At 61.6% G+C, this 22,888-nt stretch carries 19 protein-coding genes; 7 read left to right on the top strand and 12 right to left on the bottom strand.

The window, feature by feature from the left end:
* The first annotated feature begins 68 nt into the window (after positions 1-68).
* Together LQ231_RS11980 and hspQ are read left to right on the top strand one after the other, a co-directional pair.
* Positions 69-1,016 (top strand): DMT family transporter, encoded by a 948-nt coding sequence (locus LQ231_RS11980; protein ID WP_230171477.1) that lies wholly within the window; start codon positions 69-71, stop codon positions 1,014-1,016.
* Between the two features lie 47 nt (positions 1,017-1,063).
* Positions 1,064-1,393, top strand: coding sequence for a heat shock protein HspQ (gene hspQ / locus LQ231_RS11975; RefSeq protein WP_113141368.1), 330 nt, complete (start codon positions 1,064-1,066; stop codon positions 1,391-1,393).
* Between the two features lie 107 nt (positions 1,394-1,500).
* Here the strand turns inward: hspQ and LQ231_RS11970 are convergent, their stop codons facing one another.
* Entirely contained in the window at positions 1,501-2,136 is a 636-nt protein-coding gene (locus tag LQ231_RS11970) for an invasion associated locus B family protein (protein ID WP_113141367.1), read from the bottom strand.
* Between the two features lie 266 nt (positions 2,137-2,402).
* Between LQ231_RS11970 and LQ231_RS11965 the strand changes: the two genes are divergently transcribed.
* From LQ231_RS11965 to LQ231_RS11950, 4 genes are all read left to right on the top strand, one after another.
* Positions 2,403-4,208, top strand: a complete 1,806-nt coding sequence (locus tag LQ231_RS11965; protein WP_230171476.1) for an extracellular solute-binding protein — start codon at positions 2,403-2,405, stop codon at positions 4,206-4,208.
* A 111-nt stretch (positions 4,209-4,319) separates the two neighbouring features.
* Positions 4,320-4,991: a DsbA family oxidoreductase gene (locus tag LQ231_RS11960; RefSeq protein WP_230171475.1), complete on the top strand. Its 672-nt coding sequence runs from the start codon at positions 4,320-4,322 to the stop codon at positions 4,989-4,991.
* A 57-nt stretch (positions 4,992-5,048) separates the two neighbouring features.
* Positions 5,049-5,981: a DMT family transporter gene (locus LQ231_RS11955; RefSeq protein WP_230171474.1), complete on the top strand. Its 933-nt coding sequence runs from the start codon at positions 5,049-5,051 to the stop codon at positions 5,979-5,981.
* Positions 5,982-5,993: 12 nt separating this feature from the next.
* Positions 5,994-6,476: a GNAT family N-acetyltransferase gene (locus LQ231_RS11950; protein ID WP_230171473.1), complete on the top strand. Its 483-nt coding sequence runs from the start codon at positions 5,994-5,996 to the stop codon at positions 6,474-6,476.
* A 20-nt stretch (positions 6,477-6,496) separates the two neighbouring features.
* On the opposite strand, the gene mfd is transcribed toward LQ231_RS11950, so the two are convergent.
* Both mfd and LQ231_RS11940 read right to left on the bottom strand, forming a co-directional pair.
* Positions 6,497-10,006 (bottom strand): transcription-repair coupling factor, encoded by a 3,510-nt coding sequence (gene mfd, locus LQ231_RS11945; protein ID WP_230171472.1) that lies wholly within the window; start codon positions 10,004-10,006, stop codon positions 6,497-6,499.
* 6 nt (positions 10,007-10,012) lie between these two features.
* Positions 10,013-10,324, bottom strand: coding sequence for a succinate dehydrogenase assembly factor 2 (locus LQ231_RS11940; protein ID WP_007601033.1), 312 nt, complete (start codon positions 10,322-10,324; stop codon positions 10,013-10,015).
* A 96-nt stretch (positions 10,325-10,420) separates the two neighbouring features.
* On the opposite strand from LQ231_RS11940, the gene recG reads away from it, so the two are divergent.
* Complete coding sequence (recG, locus tag LQ231_RS11935; protein ID WP_230171471.1) at positions 10,421-12,526, top strand: ATP-dependent DNA helicase RecG; 2,106 nt, start codon at positions 10,421-10,423, stop codon at positions 12,524-12,526.
* 115 nt (positions 12,527-12,641) lie between these two features.
* Here recG and LQ231_RS11930 read toward each other — a convergent pair whose 3' ends face one another.
* From LQ231_RS11930 to LQ231_RS11890, 9 genes are all read right to left on the bottom strand, one after another.
* A complete protein-coding gene (locus tag LQ231_RS11930; protein WP_230171470.1) occupies positions 12,642-13,313 on the bottom strand; it encodes a DUF502 domain-containing protein in 672 nt (223 codons plus the stop codon).
* Positions 13,314-13,322: 9 nt separating this feature from the next.
* Positions 13,323-13,826 carry an N-acetyltransferase gene (locus LQ231_RS11925; RefSeq protein ID WP_230171469.1) on the bottom strand — a complete coding sequence of 168 codons (504 nt, stop codon included), beginning with the start codon at positions 13,824-13,826 and terminating at the stop codon, positions 13,323-13,325.
* The gene (gene glmS, locus LQ231_RS11920; protein ID WP_230171468.1) at positions 13,823-15,649 is read right to left on the bottom strand and encodes a glutamine--fructose-6-phosphate transaminase (isomerizing); all 1,827 of its coding nucleotides are present in this window, start codon (positions 15,647-15,649) and stop codon (positions 13,823-13,825) included. Before glmS ends, LQ231_RS11925 begins: the two co-directional genes overlap by 4 nt.
* A gap of 134 nt (positions 15,650-15,783) precedes the next feature.
* Positions 15,784-17,145 (bottom strand): bifunctional UDP-N-acetylglucosamine diphosphorylase/glucosamine-1-phosphate N-acetyltransferase GlmU, encoded by a 1,362-nt coding sequence (gene glmU / locus LQ231_RS11915; RefSeq protein WP_113141358.1) that lies wholly within the window; start codon positions 17,143-17,145, stop codon positions 15,784-15,786.
* Positions 17,146-17,223: 78 nt separating this feature from the next.
* Positions 17,224-17,973: a FadR/GntR family transcriptional regulator gene (locus LQ231_RS11910; protein WP_113141357.1), complete on the bottom strand. Its 750-nt coding sequence runs from the start codon at positions 17,971-17,973 to the stop codon at positions 17,224-17,226.
* Positions 17,974-18,144: 171 nt separating this feature from the next.
* Entirely contained in the window at positions 18,145-19,218 is a 1,074-nt protein-coding gene (locus LQ231_RS11905; RefSeq protein ID WP_230171467.1) for a BMP family ABC transporter substrate-binding protein, read from the bottom strand.
* A 41-nt stretch (positions 19,219-19,259) separates the two neighbouring features.
* Positions 19,260-20,177, bottom strand: a complete 918-nt coding sequence (locus LQ231_RS11900) for an ABC transporter permease (RefSeq protein ID WP_230171466.1) — start codon at positions 20,175-20,177, stop codon at positions 19,260-19,262.
* Positions 20,174-21,271, bottom strand: coding sequence for an ABC transporter permease (locus LQ231_RS11895; protein WP_230171465.1), 1,098 nt, complete (start codon positions 21,269-21,271; stop codon positions 20,174-20,176). The genes LQ231_RS11900 and LQ231_RS11895 overlap by 4 nt, the downstream gene beginning before the upstream one ends.
* Entirely contained in the window at positions 21,261-22,823 is a 1,563-nt protein-coding gene (locus LQ231_RS11890) for an ABC transporter ATP-binding protein (protein WP_230171464.1), read from the bottom strand. The genes LQ231_RS11895 and LQ231_RS11890 overlap by 11 nt, the downstream gene beginning before the upstream one ends.
* Positions 22,824-22,888 lie beyond the last annotated feature (65 nt).

Below are 22,888 nucleotides of genomic sequence, written 5' to 3'. Positions count from 1 at the left end.
CGTTAGTTACATCACGCATGGTGAGTCAATTTCTACGCCCTGCGCCCAACAGCAAAGACCGACGGTCCATGCCTCATTCCGCTTCGCCGCCGCCGCGCATGATCGACTGGACGCTTTTCCTGCTGGCGCCGGTCTTCTTTTCGTCGAACCTGATCTTCGGTCGCGGCATTACCGGCGACATTGCCCCGTTCACCACAGCCCTGCTGCGTTGGGCTGGCTCAGCGCTGATCATGTTTCCCTTTGTCTGGCGCGAGCGCACGCTCTGCCTTCAGTTTATCCGCCACCATACGCTGCTGTGGCTGGTGCTCGGCATCCTGGGCATGGGGATCTGTGGCGGCGTCGTCTATTGGGCTTTGACATTGACGACCGCCTCGAACGCAACGTTGATCTACACGACGTCATCACTGTTCATCATTGTCTTCCAATGGCTGTTCCAGGGCCGCAGGATCAGCCTGATCGAGCTTTCCGGCATGATGATCGCCTTTGCCGGCGTTGCGGTGATCGTGCTGAAGGGCGATGTGGCAGCCCTGCTGCACCTCAGCTTCAATATTGGCGACCTTGCCATCCTGGCGGCAGCCATTGCCTTTGCGCTCTATTCGCTGCTGCTGCGCAGTCCGGCTGTCCGTGTCATGCCGCCGCTGCCGTTGTTCGGGCTGCTGGCGCTCTCCGGGGCGATCGTGCTGGTGCCGGCGGGGCTTTACGAGATGTTTTCCGGCGGACTGTTGCCGGACACACCTCTCGACTTTGCCAAACTTGCCGGCATCATCCTGTTTGCCTCGCTGGCCGCCTTCTATTGTTTCCAGCATGCCGTGCAGGTTTTCGGGCCCGGCATTGCCGGCATGACGCTCTACCTGATGCCGCCGACCTCAATCATCATGGCGGTCGTCTTTCTCGGCGAAAGCTTCGAAAGCTATCATGCGCTCGGCATCGTCCTGGTCATGGGCGGGCTGATTCTGGCAACGGCATTGGCCCGCAATCCGAGTGGCGTGACGGGCGGCAAAGGCGAGAACCCTTGATTATGTGTGTTTCCGTCCCAAATATAGAAGGGAAAGGAAGTGAAACCATGAAACAACGAAGCGCTAAATTTGGTATCGGAGATGTCGTACGGCACAAGGTCTTCCCGTTCCGTGGCGTGATCTTCGACGTTGACCCGGAATTTTCCAATTCCGAGGAATGGTGGAATGCGATCCCGGCGGAGGTTCGTCCGAGCAAGGACCAACCCTTCTACCATTTGCTCGCGGAGAACTCGGAGACGGAATATGTCGCCTATGTTTCCGAGCAGAACCTGGAGTCGGACGGAAGCGAAGAGCCTCTGCGCAATCCGCATATCCAGCAGATCTTCGACAAGAAGAACGCCGGGCACTACAAGCCGAAGGTCAACTTCGCGCATTGAGCCTTCTAGGTATCTACGATCACCAACCCAGCACGAAAAAGCCCGCGTCCAACGACGCGGGCTGATTTTTTTCGCCAAGACACCAGAAGCGGCATCGATAACCGGTATCAGTTACCCTGCTTGGCAGCGTTCTGGGCGTCGGTGATCGCCTTGTTGCGCTCTTCCTGCTTCTTCTGCATGGCTTCCTGCAGCAGGCGCTGACGTTCGTCAGCCTGAGACTGGGACATCGCCTCGCCGTCGAAAGCACCGGTGAAACCTTCCAGCGGAATCTTGATCGGGTTCGGTGCGCGGCGGAAGTTGATCGACGTCAGAACGACTTCGTTGCCCTTCTTCAGGCTGGCAATGAGCGCGTCGGTCAACGGCATTTCAGCCGTGCAACGGTCCGGCAGGCAGACGGTGTAGTCGAGCTTGACGCCCTTGCCGCCATCGATCTGCATGAGAATGCCCGGCGGGATCAGACGTGCGGTCGGAACCGTTACCTGCATCAGCTTGCGGTTGACCTTGCCTTCGACCGAGATCAGGCCGACGGCGGTGATCAACTGGCCGTTCGCCGCGACCTGCTGGTTCTGAACCACGCAGACGTCGGACTCTTCCTGCTTGGCGCAGGTCTTGAACCACTTTGCAGGGGCTGCAGCCGGTGCTGCTTCCTGGGCCTGGCCAACTGCGGGCATGGCGGCGGCGCCGAGCGTCAGAGCGAGGGCGGACACAGCCGTCCGGGTTGCTTTGTTAAAATTGAACATCATCCGTATTCCGTCTCCTGAAAACCCCTGTCGCGCGGACTTTTCGCCGCGTCGTTCACCGGTCGTAGTCGCCGTCACCTGTCCTCCAAATGAGGCAAATACATGACCCAGTGATCTGGCACACCTGTTACATCGCGACGGCTGGAATATCCAGCTTTTCTTTGCCGCTACAGTATGACCTTTCGGGTTAATCGCACCGTGATGTGTTGGATTTGTGGTGATTGTGCTAGCTTCCCGGCGTTTCCAGATTCTTGCCGGAGGACTATACATTGCGTCGCCTCGCCCTTTGCCTGCTGTTTCTGCCGTTCTGCTCGCTTGCCCAGGCCGAACCATTGCATGGGATCGCCATGCACGGGGAACCGATGCTGAGCGCCGACTACCGGCATTTTCCCTACGTCAACGCCGAGGCTAAAAAGGGCGGCAAGGTCAATTACGGGGTCGTCGGTACCTTCGATGCGCTCAACCCTTTCGTGCTCAAGGGCATGCGCACATCGGCGCGCGGGGTCTGGGATCCGGAATTCGGTAACCTGCTTTACGAACCGCTGATGACCCGCTCATCCGACGAGCCGTTCACCCTGTATGGCCTGCTTGCCGAGACTGTGGAATGGGACGAGGCGCGCAGCTTCGTCCAGTTCAACCTCAATCCCAAGGCACATTGGTCCGATGGAAAGCCGGTCACGCCGGAGGATGTGATGTTCACCTTCGAACTGCTGCGCGACAAGGGTCGCCCGCCGTTCAACTCGCGGCTTGCGGTCGTCGAGACGATAGAGAAGGTCGGCGAACACGGCGTCAAATTCACGTTCAACGACAAGGCCAATCGCGAAACGGCGCTGATCTTTGCATCAGCGACGCCGATCCTGCCGAAACATGCCGTCGATGCCGCGACATTCGAGCAGACGTCCCTCACCGTTCCGGTCGGTTCCGGTCCCTACAAGATCAAGGATATCCGCGCCGGCGAGAAGATCACCTGGGCGCGCGACCCGAATTACTGGGGCAAGGATATCGCCTCGAAGATCGGCTTCGACAATTACGACGAGATCAGTGTCAGCTATTTCCTGCAGGAATCGACGCTGTTCGAAGCCTTCAAGAAAGGCGAGATCGATGTCTATCCCGAGGGAGATGCCAATCACTGGCTGCGCGCCTATGACTTCCCGGCGGTAGAGAAGGGCGATGTCGTCAAGGAAGCGTTCAAACCGGGATTGCCATCCGGCATGCTCGGATTCGTGTTCAACACCCGCCGGCCGATCTTTGCCGACGCGAAGGTCCGCGAGGCGTTGTCGGTGGCCTTCGATTTCGAATGGCTGAACAAGACACTATTTAGCGGCGCTTTTACCCGCACGCAGAGCTATTGGCAGAATTCGACGCTTGGTGCCTATGGCAATGCGGCGGACGACCGAGAGCTTGCGCTGCTGGGAGCGGCAAAGGACAGGATCCCGGCAGATATCCTTGCCGGCACCTATACCCTGCCGAAGACCGATGCGTCGGGCGGCGACCGCAAGGCGCTTGGCCAGGCGGTCAAGCTGTTTGCCGAGGCGGGCTACCGGATCAAGGGCGGCAAGATGCTGGATGCCAGCGGCAAGCCGCTTGCCTTCGAAGTCATGACCCAGAACGAAGGCCAGGAGAAAATGGCAATCGCCTATCAGCGCACCTTGAAGCTGATCGGCATCGACATGGCGATCCGCACCGTGGACGACGCGCAGTACCAGGCGCGGTCGAACAATTTCGACTATGACATGATCATCAAGGCCTACACATCCTCGCTGTCGCCCGGCGCGGAACAGCCGAACCGCTGGGGCTCGGCCTCGAAGGATGCAGCCGGAAGCTTCAATTATGCCGGCGTCGCCGATGCCGATATCGACCGGATGATCGAGGCGCTGCTGCAGGCGCGTGACCCCGACGACTTCAAGGCTGCCGTCAGAGCCTATGACCGGCTGCTGGTCGCCGGTCACTATGTCGTGCCGCTCTATCATATCGGCGAACAATGGGTGGCCCGTTGGAAACATATCGGCCGACCGGAGGTGACACCGCTCTACGGCTACCAGCGCTCGGTCTGGTTCGACGCGCGGGCGCAGTAATCTCACGCGGACGTGCATTGGAATCCGCCGGTCCCGGCTTGACCCGGGCTGGCGGTTGTCTATTGCAGACACTGAATTTTTCGACGGCTTCTTCCCGAAAGGACATACATCATGGACCGGATCACCATCGACCTCGTTTCCGACGTCGTCTGCCCCTGGTGTTTCCTCGGCAAGGCGCGGCTCGAATTGGCGATCGCCGAGGTGCAGGACGAAGTCAGCATCGACATCAATTGGCGGCCCTACCAGCTCAATCCCGACTATCCGCCGGAAGGCGTCGATCATCAGGTCGAGCTGGCCAAGAAGCTCGGCGGCAAGGAACGCATGGATTCGGCCCATGCGGAATTGAAGGCGCTCGGTGCCGAGGTCGGGATCGCATTCAACTTCGACGCCATCAAGGTCGGGCCGAATACGCTGGATGCGCATCGCCTCATCCACTGGGCGAGCCAGGAAAGCCGCGAGGTTCAGGGCCGGATCGTCGACGGGCTGTTTCGCGCCAATTTCGAACAGGGTCGCAATATCGGCGATGCGAAAGTGCTGGCCGATATTGCCGAGGAAGCGGGCATGATGCGCTCGGTGGTCGAGACGCTGCTCTCCGGTGATGCCGACGTGCAGCATGTGCTCAGCGAAGTCGAGGCGGCCAAGCAGATGGGCGTCAACGGCGTGCCGTTCTTCATCTTCGACCAGCAATATGCCGTCAGCGGCGCACAGCCTGCGGCAGAACTGGCCAATGCGATGCGCGAAATTGGCAAGGCCAAGGCGGAGGCAATGCGCAATCTGAATTGACGCCGATTGCGAAGCAACTTATCCCGGTGGAAGCTCTTCCTCCCCGGGATTTTCACCTTGTCTTCCGATACAACTTTTAAAGGCGTCGTCCTCGCCTTCATCTGCTTTGCCGCTTACGCATTCAGTGACGGCTCGATCAAGCTGGTCGATGGGCGGGTTTCGCCTTTCCTGGCCGGTTTCATCGGATCAAGCTTCGGCGTTCTCGCCATTCCCTTCCTGATGAAGCGCGGCGATCACTGGCTGGATCTGGTGCGCACGACGAACTGGCCGCTCTGGTCCTTGCGTTTCGTCTGCTCGGCGGTCGGCACGATCGGCAGCATCATCGCCTTTACCCAGCTGAGCATGGCCGAAGCCTTCTGCCTGATTTTTCTGCTGCCGTCGTTTGCGACGATCATGTCGGTGATCTTTCTCAAAGAACAGGTCGGCATGAAGCGCTGGGGCGCCGTGCTGATCGGCTTTCTGGGCGTGCTGGTGGTGCTGCGACCCGGCTTTCGCGAATTGCAGACCGGCCACCTGGCAGCGCTTGCCTCCGGCTTTGCCGGCGCCGTGACCATCATCATTTTCCGGGCGATGGGGCCCAAGGAGAAGAATATCTCGCTCTATGGCGCAGGCCTGCTCGGCAGCGTGCTGATCTGCGCCGTCGTTGCCGTGCCGAGTTTCCAGATGCCGTCATCCGGCGACTTCGCCTTGCTTGCCGCCTTCGGCACGCTTGGCGCGATCGGCAACGTGCTGATGATGCTGGCGTCGTTTTATGCACCGCCCGCCATCGTCGGGCCGATCCAGTACAGCCAGATGCTCTGGGCGATCCTGCTCGGTTATCTCGTCTTCGGCGACAAGGTCGATGGTTTCATGGCGATTGGCATCGCGCTGATCGTCGGCTCGGGCCTGCTGACCTTGACGCGCGAGCGCAAACGCGGGGTCGCCCTGCCCCCGTCCGTGGCCGGGAAAAGCGACGCGGCGCTGGCGATCAAGCCGGAAGAGGGTGATTGAACGGAGGGCGGAATGGACTGGCCAGTCGAGGGTGAGGCAGCCTTTGTCGTGCGACCTGCGGATTTCAACGATCTGCCGAAGCTTCTGCTGCTTTATCGCGATCTCAACCCCGACGATCCTGAGCTCGCGCTGCCCGAAGCCGAATCCCGGCTTGGCTCGCTCCTGCGGATCACCGGCAGCGCCATCTTTATCGGCCTACTGGATGAGGAGATCGTCAGCACAGTAACGCTGGTCGTTGTTCCCAACCTAACGCGCGCCGGCCGACCTTACGGATTGATTGAGAATGTCGTGACGGCCACGGCCAGACGCGGACGAGGCTATGGCCGGAAAGCGCTGTTGCAGGCGGTCGCCACGGCCTGGGATCACGGATGTTACAAGGTCATGCTGCTGTCGGGATCCAACAGTCCAGAGACGCATAATTTCTACCGGTCCGCCGGCTTCGAACAGAACAAGACCGGCTTCCAGATGCGTCGGATTGCAGCACGCCGCGACTGACCTGCGCAGACGCAGCTCGCTCAGCTCTTCGCCAGTTCCGCCAGTTGCGTCATCACCACGGCCGCACCGGCCAGCCGCTTCTCCGGCGTCGGCAGGTCGCGGGTGAGGAAGACGCTGTGATCGGGCCGGATCTTGGCCATTGTGCCCTGCTTGGCAATATAACCGACCAGTGCCGCCGGGTTGGGGAACTGCTTGCCGCGGAACTGGACGACGACGCCCTTGGGGCCGGCTTCCAGCTTTTCGACATTGGCCTTGCGGCACAGCGCCTTGATATAGACCACCTTCAGCAGATGCTGGACCTCGACCGGCATGGGGCCGAAGCGGTCGATCATCTCGGCGCCGAAGCCGTCGATGTCGTTCAGTTCGGTGATTTCGCCGAGACGACGATAAAGGCCGAGGCGCAGATGCAGGTCGGGCACGTAGTTGTCCGGGATCATCACCGAAGTGCCGACCTGGATCTGCGGTGACCAGCCGGTGTCGTGGACCTCGTCGACGCCCTTCACCTCGGCGACCGCCTCCTCCAGCATCTGTTGGTAGAGCTCGAAGCCGACTTCCTTGATATGGCCGGACTGTTCCTCGCCGAGAAGATTGCCGGCGCCGCGGATGTCGAGGTCGTGGCTGGCGAGCTGGAAACCGGCGCCGAGCGTGTCGAGCGACTGCAGCACCTTGAGGCGGCGTTCGGCGCTTGTGGTCAGCACCTTGTTGACCGGAAGCGTCAAAAGCGCGAAGGCTCGGACCTTGGAGCGGCCGACGCGGCCGCGGATCTGGTAGAGCTGCGCCAGGCCGAACATGTCGGCGCGGTGGACGATCAGGGTGTTGGCGGTCGGCACGTCGAGGCCGGATTCGACGATCGTGGTCGAGAGCAGCACATCGTAGCGGCCGTCATAGAAGGCATTCATGATGTCTTCGAGTTCGCCGGCGGCCATCTGGCCGTGCGCAATCGCCACCTTCAATTCCGGCACATCCGAATCGAGGAAGGCCTTGATGTCGGCCAGATCGGCAAGACGCGGGCAGACGTAAAAGCTCTGGCCGCCGCGATAGTGTTCGCGCATCAGGGTTTCGCGGATGACCAGCGGATCAAACGGCGAGATGAAGGTGCGCACCGCCATGCGGTCGACCGGCGGCGTGGTGATCAGCGACAGTTCGCGCACGCCGGTCATGGCGAGCTGCAGGGTGCGCGGGATCGGCGTGGCCGAAAGCGTCAGGACATGCACGTCGGATTTCAGCTCCTTCAGCCGCTCCTTGTGCTTGACGCCGAAGTGCTGCTCCTCATCGATGATCAAAAGACCGAGATTGGCAAAATTGACACCGGTGCCGAGAAGGGCGTGCGTGCCGACGACGATATCGGTCTTGCCGTCTGCCACTTCCTTCTTCACCAGGTTGAGTTCCTTGGTACCGACAAGACGCGAGGCCTGCTGGATGCGGACCGGCAGGCCGCGGAAGCGCTCGGTGAAGGTCTTGAAATGCTGGCGGGCAAGCAGTGTTGTCGGCACGACGACGGCGACCTGAATGCCGTTCATCGCCGCGACAAAGGCAGCGCGCAGCGCCACTTCTGTCTTGCCGAAGCCGACATCGCCGCAGATCAGCCGGTCCATCGGGCGACCTTCGCCGAGATCCGAGCGCACCGCCTCGATGGCGTTCATCTGGTCTTCGGTCTCGTCATAGGGGAAGCGGGCGGCAAATTCGTCGTAGAGGCCCTCCTGGGTGGTCAGCACCGGGGCCGTACGGGTCATGCGCTCGGCGGCAATGCGGATCAAGGCGCCGGCCATGTCGAGCAGGCGCTTCTTCAGCTTGGCCTTGCGCATCTGCCAGGCGCCACCGCCGAGCTTGTCCAGCGGAACTTCGGTGCCTTCGCCGCCGAAACGCGACAGCAGATCGATGTTTTCCACCGGCAGGAAGAGCTTGGCCTCGTCGGCATATTGCAACTCGAGGCAGGCATGTGGCGCGCCGGCGGCCTCGATCGTGCGCAGACCGATGAAGCGGCCGATGCCATGTTCGGCGTGAACGACGATCGAGCCTTCGTCGATGCTGGCGACTTCGGAAATGAAATCGGCACCCCGCTTGCGGCGCTTGGAACGACGGACCATGCGGTCGCCGAGAATGTCCTGTTCGCCGACGACAACGAAATCGCCGGATTCGAAGCCACCTTCCAGGCTGAGCACGGTGGTGCCGGCTTCACCTTTCTTCAGGTTCGCCATGTCCTTGAGGGCGGCCACGGGTTTGAGCTTTTCAAGGCCGTGCTCGTTCATCACCTGCAACAGGCGATCGAGCGAACCTTCAGACCAGCCGGAGATCAGCACCTTGGCGCCCGCCGCCCTTTTGTCGGCGATATATTTGACGGCCTGGGTAAAGACATTGACGCGCTTTGCGTCCTCGCCGTCTTCGGTCGCGGCGGCGGCCTTGGCCCAACGCGGTGACGGCCGGGCTTCGACCTCGATCACCGTGCGGCTCTCGCCGCCATGTTCGGCAAAGGGCGTGATGCGGATCGGATCGAAGGCGTCGAGGTTGCGGCCGAATTCGGCGGCGCCGAGATAAAGCCGCTCGGGCGGCACGGGCTTGTAGGGCGTGCCCTGCGACAGGTGACCCTTGCCCGGCGTCGCGCTGTTGAGGCGGGCCTCGTAATAGTCGCGGATCAACTTGGCGCGTTCTTCGGCAGCCTCGCGCACGGTATGGTCGGTGACCATCCGGAAACCCTTGAGATAATCGAAGGTGGTTTCCAGATGATCATGAAACAGTGGCAGCCAGTGTTCCATGCCGGCATAACGACGGCCTTCGGAGACGGCGGCGTAGAGCGCATCGTCACGGGTGGCGGCGCCGAACAGCGACAGATAGTTTTTGCGGAAGCGGCCGATCACCTCCGGCGTCAGCGTCACTTCGCTCATCGGGTTGAGATCGAGCGAGCGGACTTGGCCGATGGTGCGCTGCGAGGCCGGGTCGAAGGAGCGGATACTCTCGAGCGTGTCGCCGAAGAAGTCGAGGCGCACCGGCTCCTCGGAGCCCGGCACGAACACGTCGAGGATACCGCCGCGCACGGCAAATTCGCCGACTTCGCGTACGGTCGCGACGCGGTCGAAGCCGTTGCGCTCGAGGCGCGCGGCGATGTCGTCCATCTTCAACGTGTTGCCGGGTTTTGCCGAGAAACCAAGGCTGTCGATGATATCGGCGGACGCCACCTTCTGCAGCATCGCATTGACGGTGATCAACACGATCGCCGGATGCGGCTTCAGATAGAGCGAAATCAGACCGGTCAGTGCCGAGAGACGGCGGGCCGAGACATCAGCCGAAGGCGAGACGCGGTCATAGGGCAGGCAATCCCAGGCGGGCAATGTCAGCACCGGGATTTCCGGTGCGGCAAAGCTGAGGATCTGCTCGATATTCTGCAGGCGCTGGCCATCGGAGACGACATAGGCGACCGGTTTGCCCTCGCGGGCAAGTTCGGCCAGGATGAAGGCATCCATGCCATCGGGCACATGCGACAGGGTCAGGGCAGATTGCGCCTTGGCGATCCGCTTCACATCGATCAGGGACATCTTGGACTACTTTGCAAGCGTTTCGGCATTGACCGGCGAAAAATCGGGGCGAAGAGCGGCAATGCGCATGAACAGCGGCGTCCGGAAGCGTTCCGGAATGGGCTCGGCGCCCGTGACCCACTTGACCAGATCATTATCCTCCTCGGCCATGATCAGTTCCAGCTCGTCGAGATCCGCATCCGGCAAGGTGGCGATTTCGGCTTCGCAGAACTGGCCGAGCATCAGGTCCATTTCGCGGATGCCGCGATGCCAACAGCGGAACAAAATCCGCCGGCGGCGCGGATCAAGCTCGGCACTGCTCATGATCAAACCGGTCATCGGCACATTCCTTCCTGTTGATGGGCCTCTATAGAACTAAGCGGAGCAATTGTCAGCTTGCCAAGGCGGCATTTTGCGGGGCATTTTGCCGACATCATGCGCCCTACCCTTCTTGATCCCCTGTTCGCCTCCGTAGCCTCGCTTGCCGGCGTTGGCCCCAAGCTCGCCAAACTTCTCGCAACCCTGATGGGGCGCGAGGATGCGGAGGATAAGCGGGTCGTCGATCTGCTGTTCCTGGCGCCGCATCGGCTGATCGACCGGCGCCACCAACCCGGCATTGCGCTGGCGCAGCCCGGTGCGCTGGTGACGGTCACCGGACGCGTCGACCGGCATCAGCCGCCACCGCCGGGCAAGAGCAACCTGCCCTACCGTGTTTTCCTGCACGACGAGACGGGCGAACTGGCGCTGACCTTCTTCCGCGCCAAGGGCAACTGGCTGGACAAGGCGCTGCCGATCGACGAGATCGTCATGGTGTCGGGCAAGGTCGACTGGTTCAACGGCCGCGCCTCGATGGTGCATCCGGATTTCATGGTCAGAGCCAGCGAAGCGGAAAACCTGCCACTGGTCGAGCCCGTCTATCCGCTGACGGCGGGGCTTTCACCGAAAGTGTTGCGCAAATCGATCGAGGCTGCGGTCGAACGCATGCCGGAACTTGCCGAATGGATCGATCCGCCACTGGTGCAGAAACAGGGATTTGCCAGCGCCAAGGATGCGCTGGTCGCGCTGCACCATCCGCGTGACGAGAAGGATATCGATCCACAGGCGCCGGCCCGGCGCCGGCTTGCCTATGACGAATTCCTTGCCGGTCAGGTGTCGCTGGCGCTGGTCCGGCAAAAGCTGCGGCGGATCCCGGGCGTGCCGATCAAGCCGACAGGGGTCATCAGCGACCAGATCCGCGCCACCCTGCCGTTTTCGCCGACCAAGAGCCAGGTCGCGGCGATTGCCGATATCCTGAACGATATGAGCTCGGATACCCGCATGCTGCGGCTGCTGCAGGGCGATGTCGGTGCCGGCAAGACGCTGGTGGCGCTGTTTGCCATGGCAGCGGCTGTCGAAAGCGGCGGCCAGACCGTGCTGATGGCGCCGACGGAAATCCTGGCACGGCAGCATCACGCGACACTGTCGAAGCTTGGCGCTTCGGCCGGATTGCGGATCGAGGTTCTGACCGGGCGCACCAAGGGCAAGGAGCGCGAGGCCATTCTGGAGCGGATCGCATCGGGTGAAGCGCAGATCGTCATCGGCACCCATGCGCTGTTCCAGGACGCCGTGTCCTACAAGAACCTGACACTGGCCGTCGTCGACGAGCAGCATCGCTTTGGCGTGCATCAACGCCTCAGGCTGACCGCCAAGGGCATTACGCCGCATATGCTGGTGATGACGGCGACACCGATCCCGCGCACGCTGGTACTGGCGGCTTTCGGCGACATGGATGTGTCGAAACTCACCGAAAAGCCGGCCGGGCGCAAGCCGATCCAGACAGTCACCGTGCCGACGGAGCGGCTTGAGGATGTGATCGAGCGGCTGCGGGCTGCCATCGCCGAGGGCAAGAAGGCCTACTGGATCTGCCCGCTGGTCGAGGAGACCGAAGAAAGCGAGCTGATGTCGGTGGAGGAGCGCCATTCGGTATTGTCAATGATGATCAAGGCGCCGCTCGGGCTGGTGCATGGACGCATGAGCGGCCCGGAGAAGGATGCCGCCATGCTGGCGTTCAAGAACGGCGAAACGCGGCTGCTGGTCGCGACAACCGTGGTCGAAGTCGGCGTCGACGTTCCGGACGCGACAATCATGGTGATCGAACATGCCGAACGGTTCGGTCTGGCCCAGTTGCACCAGTTGCGCGGCCGGGTCGGGCGCGGCGACGAGGCGTCGAGCTGCATCCTGATGTACAAGGGGCCGCTCGGGGAAAACGGCAAGGCGCGGCTGTCGATCCTGCGCGACAGCGAGGACGGATTCCTGATCGCGGAAGAAGACCTGAAGCTGCGCGGCGAAGGCGAATTGCTCGGCACACGGCAATCCGGCACGCCGGGGTTCAAGATCGCCAGTCTCGAGGCGCATGGCGATCTTCTGGAGATCGCCCGCAAGGACGCAAGCTATCTGCTGGAGCGTGATCCGGAACTGACGTCAGCGCGCGGCGAAGCGGTGCGCACGCTGCTCTATCTACACCGGCGGGATGAAGCGATTCGCTTTCTCAGGGCCGGGTGACGGGGTCCGCCCCCCCTCTGCCCTGCCGGGCATCTCCCCCTCAAGGGGGGAGATCAGCAAGACGCTCCCCTTGAGGGGAAATGTCAGCGTGGCCGACAGAGTGTGGTATCGCCGATCAAACGAGCGGCGGCCCTACCGGCTGCGGCGTCCAGTTGGGGGTCACAAGACCCGCCGAGATCAGCAGCTTGATGCCCTCTTCCGGCGACATGTCGAGCAGCTTGACCTTGCTGCGCGGCACGAAGATCAGGAAGCCGGCGGTCGGGACCGGGGTCGGCGCCATGAAGACCGCGATCATTTCCTCGCCATCCTCGTTCAGCTTGGCTGCAATCTCACCCTTGGCATCGGTGGAGACGAAAACCAGCGCCCAGCTGCCCGGTCCGGGAAACTCGATCAATCCGACCTTCTTGAAGGAGCTCGACTGTTCCTTGAGCACGGTCTCGAAGATCTGCTTGGTGCTTTTATAGACCGTGCGGACCAGCGGCATGCGATGCAGCACCGATTCGCCATAGGCGACGATCGAGCGGCCGATCAGGTTCTTGCCGAGGAAGCCGATCAGCGTGATGGCGATCAGCGCCAGCAACAGCCCTGTGCCGGGAATGGCGAACTGTATGTAGTTTTCCGGGTTGTAGCGGTCCGGAATGTAAGGCTTCACCCAGCTATCTGCCCAGCGGATGAAGGTCCAGGTCAGCCAGATGGTGATCGTGACCGGTGCGCAGATAATCAGACCGGTCAGGAAATTGTTCCTGAGCCGTGTCGCAACCGAAATCGTATCAGAGCTTTCCGTCATTCACCGCCGCTATTGTGCACTGCCATAAAAACCTGGATGGAAGGCGACAATGCCCAAGGCGTCCGGGCCATGCAAGAGCAAAGCCTGGAAATGTCCGGGAGGAACATCGGGAAGCACGAGACCGTGATCCAGCCGGAAGCCGAAACGACCATAGTAGGCCGGATCGCCAAGCAGCACGCAGCCGGCGGCCCCCAGTGTCCGCAGCCGATCGAGACCCTCGGAGACGAGACGCGATCCGATTCCCTTGCCTTGATGCGCCGGCGCGACGCTGATCGGGCCGAGGCCATACCAGCCTTCGTCGCCGCCCGCGATGGAAACGGGCGAAAATGCGACATGGCCGAGGATCTCTCCGGCCTCGTCGGCAACCAGGGACAAGGTCAGCGCACCGGCTTCGCGCAACCGCTCGATGATCTGGGGCTCGCTCTGGTCGCTGTTCGGATGGCCCTCGAAAGCGGCGGCCGTCACCAGACCAATGGACGCCTCGTCGCCGCTTTGCTCGGGCCGGATGATCATTCCACCGTCACCGACTTGGCCAGATTGCGCGGCTGATCGACATCGGTGCCCATGAAGACGGCAGTGTGATAGGCAAGCAACTGGATCGGCAGCGAAAAGACCATTGGCGAGATGATCTCGGCGACGTTCGGCAGGACGATGGTCGCCATGGTCTCGAGCTTGGAGGCGGCAGCACCCTTCTCGTCGGTGATGAAGATGATCCGACCGCCGCGGGCGGCGACTTCCTGCATGTTCGACACGGTCTTTTCGAAGAAGCGGTCATGCGGGGCAATGACGATGACCGGCATATTCTCGTCGATCAGTGCGATCGGACCGTGTTTCAACTCGCCGGCGGCGTAACCCTCGGCGTGTATATAGGAGATCTCCTTCAACTTCAGCGCGCCTTCCATGGCGAGCGGATAGCTGGTGCCGCGGCCGAGATAGAGGACATCCTTGAATTTCGCGAGATCGCGCGACAGGGCCTCGATCTGCGGCTGGATGCTGTTCAGCACCTGGCTCATGATGCGCGGCATTTCGGCGAGATGCCTGACCAGCTGCTTTTCTTCGGCCTCGGTCAGCGTGCCACGGGCACGACCGGCGGCAATCGAGAGAGAAGCGAGCACGGCGAGCTGGCAGGTGAAGGCCTTGGTCGAGGCGACACCGATTTCCGGACCCGCCAGGATCGGAAAGATCGCATCCGCCTCACGGGCGATCGTCGATTCCTTGACGTTGACGATGGCGCCGATCTTCAGGCCGTTTTCGCGGCAGTAACGCAGCGAGGCCAACGTATCGGCGGTTTCACCCGACTGCGAGATGAAGAAGGCGGCCTGATCCTTGGACAGCGGCATTTCGCGGTAGCGGAATTCCGACGCCACATCGATCTCGACCGGCAGGCGGGCATAACGTTCGAACCAGTATTTGCCGACCAGACCCGAGAGATAGGCCGTGCCGCAGGCGGACATGGCCAGACCACGCAGATTGGCAAAATCCATTTCGCCTTCGAAAGGCTTGATCCGGTTGGCGGCGAAATCGACGTAATGCGACAGGGCGTGCGAAATCACCTCCGGCTGCTCGTAGATTTCCTTTTCCATGAAATGGCGATGATTGCCCTTGTCGATCATGTAGGCGCTGGCGGACGAGATCTGCACCTGACGCTCGATGGGATTGCCGTCGAGATCGAAGATATGGGCGCCGCGCGTGCCGATGACTGCCCAATCACCATCCTGGAGGTAGGCGATGCGGTTGGTGAACGGCGACAGGGCAATCGCGTCGGAGCCGAGGAACATCTCGCCGTCGCCGAAGCCGATGGCCAGCGGCGGACCGGAACGGGCGGCCATTATGGTCGAGGGATCATCCTGGAAAATGACAGCCAGCGCATAGGCACCGGTCACCTGGCGCAGCATCTTGTGCATGGCTTCGCGGCGACCGAGGCCGTCGCGGATGTACTTGGCCAGCAGTTGTGCCACAACTTCGGTGTCGGTCTGCGTTACAAAGGTTGCACCTTCGGCCGAGAGTTCGTCCTTGATTTCGGAGAAGTTCTCGATGATGCCGTTGTGGACCACGGCGACGCCATCGACGAAGTGCGGATGGGCGTTGGTTTCGTTGGGTACGCCATGGGTTGCCCAACGGGTATGGGCAATGCCGATATTGCCGGCCAGCGGCTCGGCGACCAATCTGGTCTCCAGATTGAACAGCTTGCCCTCGGCACGACGGCGCTCCAGCTTGCCGTCATGGATCGTCGCCACGCCGGCAGAATCATAGCCACGATATTCAAGCCGCTTCAATGCATCGACGAGGCGCGCCGCAACCGGCTGGTTACCGACAATACCAACAATACCGCACATGAAAATCTCCGTCTGGCGTCAATAAGTTGCGTCAGTCCTACCGGTTTTGCCGGAATGCGCAATCTTGGGCGAGGTCAAATTGCATTTCGCTTCGTAACGCAATGCAGCAATGGTGAACGCATTGCCCTGCAAGACTAGCTGCCCGCCTTCTTTGCTGCCTTGATCCCCAGGTTCTTCTCGCGGATCTGCTTCGCACGACCCGTCTTCATCTCCTGGCGAGCACGACCGAAGGCGAGAGCATCGGACGGCACATCCTTGGTGATGACGCTACCGGATGCGATCAGGGCGCCGTCGCCGATGGATACCGGGGCAACGAGAGACGAGTTGGAGCCGATGAAGGCGCCGGCGCCGATGTGGGTCTCGTGCTTGTTGACGCCATCGTAGTTGCAGGTGATCGTGCCGGCACCGATATTGGTGTCGGCACCGATGAAGGCGTCGCCGATATAGGTCAGATGGTTGACCTTGGCGCCCTTGCCGATCTCGGCCTTCTTGACCTCGCAGAAATTGCCGACCTTCGAGCCTTCGGCCAGATTTGCACCCGGACGCAGGCGAGCATAGGGACCGACTGTCGCCCCGGTCGAGACATGGGCACCTTCGAGATGCGAGAAGGCATGGATGACGGCTCCACCCTCGACGGTCACGCCCGGGCCGAATACGACATTCGGCTCGATCAGTGCATCCTGACCAATCTGCGTGTCATGGCTGAGGAAGACGGTTTCCGGGGCGATCATGGTCACGCCGGAGAGCATCAGTTCGTGACGGCGGCGCTCTTGCCAGAGGCCTTCGATGACCGCCAGTTCGGCGCGGTTGTTGCAGCCGGTCAGCTCGCTTTCCGGCGCATCGACGGCAACTGCCCGTCCGCCCTGGGCGCGCGCGATCTCGATAAGATCGGTCAGATAGTATTCGCCCTTGGCGTTGGTATTGCCAATGCGCGACAGGAGGTCGAGTGCCTTGCGGCCGTTGATCGCCATCAGGCCGCTGTTGCACCAAGTGACAGCGCGTTCGGCTTCGGTTGCATCCTTTTCTTCGCGGATCGCTACCAGCTCACCGTCTTCAACCAGCAGGCGTCCGTAGCCGCTGGGGTTCTTCGTGTGGAAGCCAATGACGGCAACGTCTGCACCATCGGCGAGCGCTTCGCGTGCGGCCATGAGCGGAGCCGGCGTGATCAGCGGCACATCGCCGTAAGCCACGAGGATCTCGTCATAGCCGCGCGCAATCGCTTCTCGCGCCATGAGAACGGCATGGCCGGTGCCGAGCCGCTCGACCTGCAGAACACTTTCGACTGCCATGCCATCGAGGCTGCCAGCCTTGGTGACGCGCTCGGCGTCACGCCCGACCACCAGGGCGACGTCGGTGATACCGGACGCGGCAATGGAAGCCATCACGTGGGCGATCATCGGTCGTCCGGCCACGGGATGCAGCACCTTGGACATGGATGATTTCATCCGGGTGCTGTCGCCAGCGGCGAGAATGACGGCGAGACATCTGCGTGCCATGAAAAACTCCGGGCGTTGCTCTGGTGAAATTTCACTAGCGAGCCGCTGTCTTGGCCGCAAGCTGAAAAGCAATGCCGGTCAGGGCTGACCTGCTCGTTGCACGGCGTAAATTGCGCTGCGTCGGCCAAGCTGCACCACATTTTCCGTCGCCGCGCGCGCAGCGTCGGGATCGCCGCGCTCGACCGCTTCCACGATTGCCATATGGGTATCGCGCAATTCGGCATCCCGATTGGGCACAGGCGGCTTCAGTGCCAAGGTAAATGCCCCCTCGAGCGCCGCGCGGATGAAGCCGACCATGCTTTCCATGAACGGATTGCCCCCGGCGAGCAGCAGAAGCAGATGAAAACAGAGATCGGCCTCCACCTGAGACTGCCAATCAAACTCCGGGGCGCCGAGCTTGGCGGCGAAACGGCGCAACTGGGCGCAATCATCAGCCGTCGCCCGCTGCGCCGCATAGGCCGCCGCCGCAGGCTCCAGCAACAGGCGAATGTCATAGAGATGGTCGATGAACGCCGCCGATACGCCACCGCTGAAATGCCAGCGCAGGACGTCCTCATCCAGCAGGTTCCAGAAGCACTGGTCCGTCACGCGGGTGCCGATGCGCGATTTCGCCACGACGAGGCCCTTGGCTGCCAGCGTCTTCATCGCTTCGCGCAAGACGGACCGCGAAACCTCAAAACGCTGCTGCAGTTCCGGGTCACCAGGCAGAACATCGCCGACGGAAAATTCACCTGCGACGATCGCAAGGCCAAGCTGCTCGACAACCCGGGCGTGGTTCGTCCGTGGCTTTGAGGCCAATAACCAGCCGGCAATCGCTTCCTTGCGCATGCCTGTGCTCCCTTGTGTCTTTGCGATTCGCTACGTTCCGAAGGCTTCTCGTAGCAATGCACACCATCTGCAAGGGCTGTATCTTAGCATTTCCGTATTTTTGTATATCCACAACAAAGAAAGGGCGCCGAAGCGCCCTTTCCCGTGATCGCAACTGCTATGGCCGGCCGATTATTGCGGCAGCTTGTCGTCGACACCTTCGATGTAGAAGTTCATGCCGAGAATGGTGCCATCGTCCGCCGACTCACCTTCCTTCAACCAAGGTGTACCGTCCTGCTTGTTGATCGGGCCGGTGAAGGGCTTCAGTTCGCCCGCCTTGATCTTGTTCGTGGTTTCTGTCGCCATCGCCTTCACATCATCCGGCATGTTGGTGAACGGCGCCATGGTGAGGATCCCGTCCTTCAGGCCGTCAAAGGTCTGCTGGCTGGTCCAAGTGCCATCGATCAACGCCTGGGTGCGCTTGATGTAATAGGCACCCCAGGTATCGACAATGGCGCTCAGCTGGGAGGTCGGACCGGCAGCGATCATGTCGGAAGCCTGACCGAAGGCCTGAATGCCGCGTTCCTGGGCAACCTGCATCGGTGCCGTGGTGTCGGTATGCTGAGTCAGGATGTCAACGCCCTGGTCGATCAGGGCCTTGGCGGCATCGGCTTCCTTGCCGGGGTCGAACCAGGTGTTGACCCAGATGACCTTCAACTTGAATTCAGGGTTTACCGTGCGCGCACCGTGCAGGAAGGCATTGATGCCGCCAACCACTTCCGGGATCGGGAACGAGGCGATGTAACCAGCGACACCCTTCTTCGACATCTTGCCGGCGATCTGACCGTTGATGAAGCGACCTTCATAGAAACGCGAATTGTAGGTGGCGACATTGGCCGCGGTCTTGTAGCCGGTCGCATGTTCGAACTTCACGTCCGGAAACTTCTCGGCAACCTTCAGCGTCGCATCCATGAAGCCGAACGAAGTGGAGAAGACCATGGCGCAGCCGGAACGGGCCATGCGCTCGATGGCGCGCTCGGCGTCGGGACCTTCCGGAACGCTTTCGAGGAACGGGGTCTCGATCTTGTCGCCGAAATGCGCCTGCAATTCCTGGCGGCCGATGTCATGCGCCTGCGTCCAACCACCGTCGGTCTTGGTGCCGACATAGACGAAGCAGATCTTCGTCTTGTCCTGAGCCGAAGCCGGTGCTGCGACCGCAGCAAGCGCTGCTGCCGAGGCGGCAAGCGCGAGGAGGAATTTCTTCATGATGTACCCCTGTCTGGTTAGATTGAAGCTTTTGTTTTCGTTTAACGATCCGGCACGAAGGGCTTGCCCAAGGACGCCGGTGTATTGATCAGCGTCGTGCGCCGATTATGGGAGATAATGATCAGGACGACAATGGTCGCGGCATAGGGCAGCGCCGACAGAAACTGCGACGGCAGACCGATCCCGAAGGCCTGGGCATGCAGCTGGCCGATGGTCACCGCGCCGAACAGATAGCCGCCAGCCAGCAGGCGCCAAGGTCGCCAAGCGGCGAAAACCACCAGCGCCAGCGCAATCCAGCCGCGGCCGGCCGACATGTTTTCCACCCATTGCGGCGTGTAGACCAGCGACAGCTGGGCACCGGCAAGACCGGCACAGGCGCCGCCGAACATGACCGCGAGATAACGTGTGCGGATGACCGGCAGGCCGAGCGTATGGGCCGAACCATGGCTGTCGCCGATGGCCCGCAGTTTCAGGCCTGCACGGCTCTTGAACAGGAACCAGTTGACCCCGACCACCAGGGCGATCGACAGATAGAAGATGATGTCCTGCTTGAAAAACAGCGGCCCAACGATCGGGATATCGGCAAGAACGGGGATGGTGATCGGTGCCAGCTTGACGCCGGGTACGCCGACGAGGCTCTCGCCGACCATGCCGGATACGCCGAGGCCGAGAATGGTCAGTGCGAGACCGGTTGCAACCTGGTTGGCGACCAGCGTCAGGGTCAGGAAGCCGAAGAGCAGCGAGAAGGCCGCCCCCGCCAGAATGCCGGCCAGTACGCCGATGAAGGGAGATCCGGAAGCCTGAGCCGCGGCAAAGGCGCAGACGGCGCCGATGATCATCATGCCTTCGACGCCGAGATTGAGCACACCCGAGCGCTCGGTGACCAGCTCGCCGAGGGCTGCGATGACCAGCGGCGTCGAGGCGGTGATGACGGTCAGCAGGATCGCTTCGATAATCATGACGCGCTCCCGCCGACAAGCTTGCGACCCCGGTCGAAAACGATGCGGACCTTGTAGAGAATGAGCGTATCGCAGGAGAGCACGAAGAACAGCAATAGCCCCTGGAAGACGCGGGTCACCTTGTCGGAGACGCCGATCGACAGCTGCGCGCCTTCACCACCAAGATAGGTCAGTGCCAGCACGAGGCCCGCGGCGACGATGCCGAGCGGATTGAGACGGCCGAGAAAGGCGACGATGATCGCGGTGAAGCCATAGCCGGGCGAGATCGACGGCTGCAGGTGGCCGATGGAGCCGGAGACTTCGGAAATACCGGCGAGACCGGCGAGTGCGCCGGAAAACAGCATCGAGAACCAGACCATGCCGCGTGTCGAGAAGCCGGCGAAGCGCCCTGCCCGCTCGGACTGACCGAGGACGACGATCTGGAAGCCCTTCAGCGTGTAGCGCATCATGAACCAGACGGCGACCGCGGCAATCAGCGCGAAGGCAAAACCCCAGTGGGCGCGGCCGGACGAGGAGAGGATTTCCGGCAACACGGCTTCGCTGACAAAGCTGCGGCTCTGCGGGAAATTGTAGCCACCGGGATCACGCCAGGCGCCGCGCACCAGCCAGTCGAGGAAAAGCTGGGCGATATAGACCAGCATCAGGCTGGTCAGGATCTCGTTGGTGTTGAAACGCGTCTTGAGCAGGGCCGGAATGCCGGCATAGGCGGCGCCACCCAACGCGCCCATGACCATCATCAGCGGCAGCAGGAAGGGCGAATGCCATTCGTAGAAGATGATCGGCAGGATCGAGCCGGTGATCGCGCCGATGGTGAACTGGCCCTCGGCGCCGATGTTCCAGTTGTTCGAGCGATAACAGACCGAAAGGCCGACGGCGATCAGGATTAGCGGACCGGCCTTGATCGCCAGTTCGTGCAGCGACCAGACCTCGAGAAGCGGCTCGATGAAGAAGCTGTAGAGCGCAGAAACAGGATCCTTGCCGAGCAGCGCAAACATGATGCCGCCAAAGACGACCGTAAGCGCCAGTGCCAGCAAGGGCGACACAATGGCAAACAGCGCCGACTGGCGCGGGCGGCGTTCAAGTTCAATGCGCATGCGTTGTCTCCAAACCATGCATGCCACCCATGAGGATGCCGATTTTCTCGCGGTTCATGCTGCCGGCCGGATGGACAGCAGACAGTTTTCCCTCGGAGATCGCGGCAATGCTGGTCGCCACTTCAAAGATTTCGTCGAGATCCTGGCTGATCACCACCACGGCCGAACCGCTTTTGGCAAGATCGACCAGCGCCTGACGGATGCGGCTTGCGGCGCCAGCGTCGACGCCCCAGGTCGGCTGGTTGACGACCAGCACGGAGGGCTGACGGTCAAGTTCGCGCCCGACGATGAATTTCTGCAGATTGCCCCCCGACAGCGAGCCTGCGGCTGGATCATCGCCGCTCTTGCGCACATCCATCATTTTCGAAATGCGGCGTGCGGCTTGTTGCACGAGGCCGTGGCGGATCAATCCGAGCTTGCCGCCGGCCAAATAGGCCTTGCGATCGGAGGCATTGCGCGACAGGAACAGGTTCTCCGAAAGGCTCATCGCCGGCACGGCGGCATGGCCATGGCGCTCCTCGGGAACGAAGCCGGCGCCCAACAAGCGGCGCTCGTTGATGCCGAGCCGACCGACCGACCGGCCGCGAATGCGGATCGCATCGGCGCTCTCGACCGGATATTCGCCGGACAGCGCATCAAACAATTCACTCTGTCCATTGCCGGCAACACCGGCGATCGCCAGAACTTCGCCGGCACGCACCTGCATCGATACCGATTTGAGCGGCATGGCAAAGGGTGAGCGCGGGCTTACCGACAGGCTTGTGACTTCGAGCTGCAGCACACCGTCGGCAGGCGGCTCGACTTTTTCGACGCCGGCAACCTCGGCACCGACCATCATGCGGGCGAGCGAAGCCGGCGTTTCCTTGCGCGGATCGCAGACGCCGGTAACCTTGCCATGACGCAGGACGGTCGCCCGGTCGCAAATGCGCTGAACCTCTTCCAATCTGTGGCTGATATAGAGAACCGAGCGGCCTTCGGCCCTGAGCTTGAACAAGGTCTCGAACAAGCGATCGGCTTCCTGCGGCGTCAGAACCGATGTTGGCTCATCAAGAATGATCAGCTTGGGATTTTGCAGGAGGGCGCGGACGATCTCGATGCGTTGGCGTTCACCGACCGACAGATCGGCAACGTGGGCGTCGGGATCGAGCGGCAGACCATAGGCGATCGAGAGTTCGGCCGCCTTCTTGGAGAGGTCCGCAATCGAGATCTTCTCATCGAGCGACAGCGCGATATTTTCGGCGACCGTCAGCGCCTCGAACAGCGAAAAATGTTGAAACACCATGCCGATGCCAAGACGGCGGGCCGCTGCCGGATTGGCGACAACGGTCTCGGCTCCCTGCCAGGAAATCGATCCCGCCGATGGGGCGAGGATACCGAACAGCATCTTGACGAGGGTGGATTTTCCCGCACCATTTTCACCGAGAAGTGCGTGAATCTCGCCGTGGCCGATATCGAGATCGATGCCGTCGCAAGCCTTGAAGCTGCCGAACAGCTTACTGAGGCCGCGCACGGACAGAAGCGGCAATTCGCCTGTCGATTGGTCGTTCGCCACATGTCCCCCTTGCACTACCAAGCTCCCAGGCCGGGTCTTGCGCCCGGTCCGCAGCTCAATTCATA

The sequence above is a fragment of the Rhizobium sp. CECT 9324 genome, assembly GCF_918741265.1.
In the GTDB taxonomy this organism is placed as follows: domain Bacteria; phylum Pseudomonadota; class Alphaproteobacteria; order Rhizobiales; family Rhizobiaceae; genus Allorhizobium.
The sequence above is the reverse complement of the archived record's forward strand: the minus strand, read 5'-3'. Positions and strand labels throughout refer to the sequence as shown.

Bases quoted from the DNA above. Each gene is read 5' to 3' on its own strand.
- recG (WP_230171471.1), top strand. From the start codon at position 10,421: ATGCGCCCTACCCTTCTTGATCCCCTGTTCGCCTCCGTAGCCTCGCTT.
- glmS (WP_230171468.1), bottom strand. From the start codon at position 15,649: ATGTGCGGTATTGTTGGTATTGTCGGTAACCAGCCGGTTGCGGCGCGC.
- LQ231_RS11910 (WP_113141357.1), bottom strand. From the start codon at position 17,973: ATGCGCAAGGAAGCGATTGCCGGCTGGTTATTGGCCTCAAAGCCACGG.
- LQ231_RS11940 (WP_007601033.1), bottom strand. From the start codon at position 10,324: ATGACCGGTTTGATCATGAGCAGTGCCGAGCTTGATCCGCGCCGCCGG.
- LQ231_RS11900 (WP_230171466.1), bottom strand. From the start codon at position 20,177: ATGATTATCGAAGCGATCCTGCTGACCGTCATCACCGCCTCGACGCCG.
- LQ231_RS11905 (WP_230171467.1), bottom strand. From the start codon at position 19,218: ATGAAGAAATTCCTCCTCGCGCTTGCCGCCTCGGCAGCAGCGCTTGCT.
- LQ231_RS11895 (WP_230171465.1), bottom strand. From the start codon at position 21,271: ATGCGCATTGAACTTGAACGCCGCCCGCGCCAGTCGGCGCTGTTTGCC.
- LQ231_RS11960 (WP_230171475.1), top strand. From the start codon at position 4,320: ATGGACCGGATCACCATCGACCTCGTTTCCGACGTCGTCTGCCCCTGG.
- glmU (WP_113141358.1), bottom strand. From the start codon at position 17,145: ATGGCACGCAGATGTCTCGCCGTCATTCTCGCCGCTGGCGACAGCACC.
- LQ231_RS11925 (WP_230171469.1), bottom strand. From the start codon at position 13,826: ATGATCATCCGGCCCGAGCAAAGCGGCGACGAGGCGTCCATTGGTCTG.
- LQ231_RS11980 (WP_230171477.1), top strand. From the start codon at position 69: ATGCCTCATTCCGCTTCGCCGCCGCCGCGCATGATCGACTGGACGCTT.
- LQ231_RS11950 (WP_230171473.1), top strand. From the start codon at position 5,994: ATGGACTGGCCAGTCGAGGGTGAGGCAGCCTTTGTCGTGCGACCTGCG.
- LQ231_RS11930 (WP_230171470.1), bottom strand. From the start codon at position 13,313: ATGACGGAAAGCTCTGATACGATTTCGGTTGCGACACGGCTCAGGAAC.
- hspQ (WP_113141368.1), top strand. From the start codon at position 1,064: ATGAAACAACGAAGCGCTAAATTTGGTATCGGAGATGTCGTACGGCAC.
- mfd (WP_230171472.1), bottom strand. From the start codon at position 10,006: ATGTCCCTGATCGATGTGAAGCGGATCGCCAAGGCGCAATCTGCCCTG.
- LQ231_RS11970 (WP_113141367.1), bottom strand. From the start codon at position 2,136: ATGATGTTCAATTTTAACAAAGCAACCCGGACGGCTGTGTCCGCCCTC.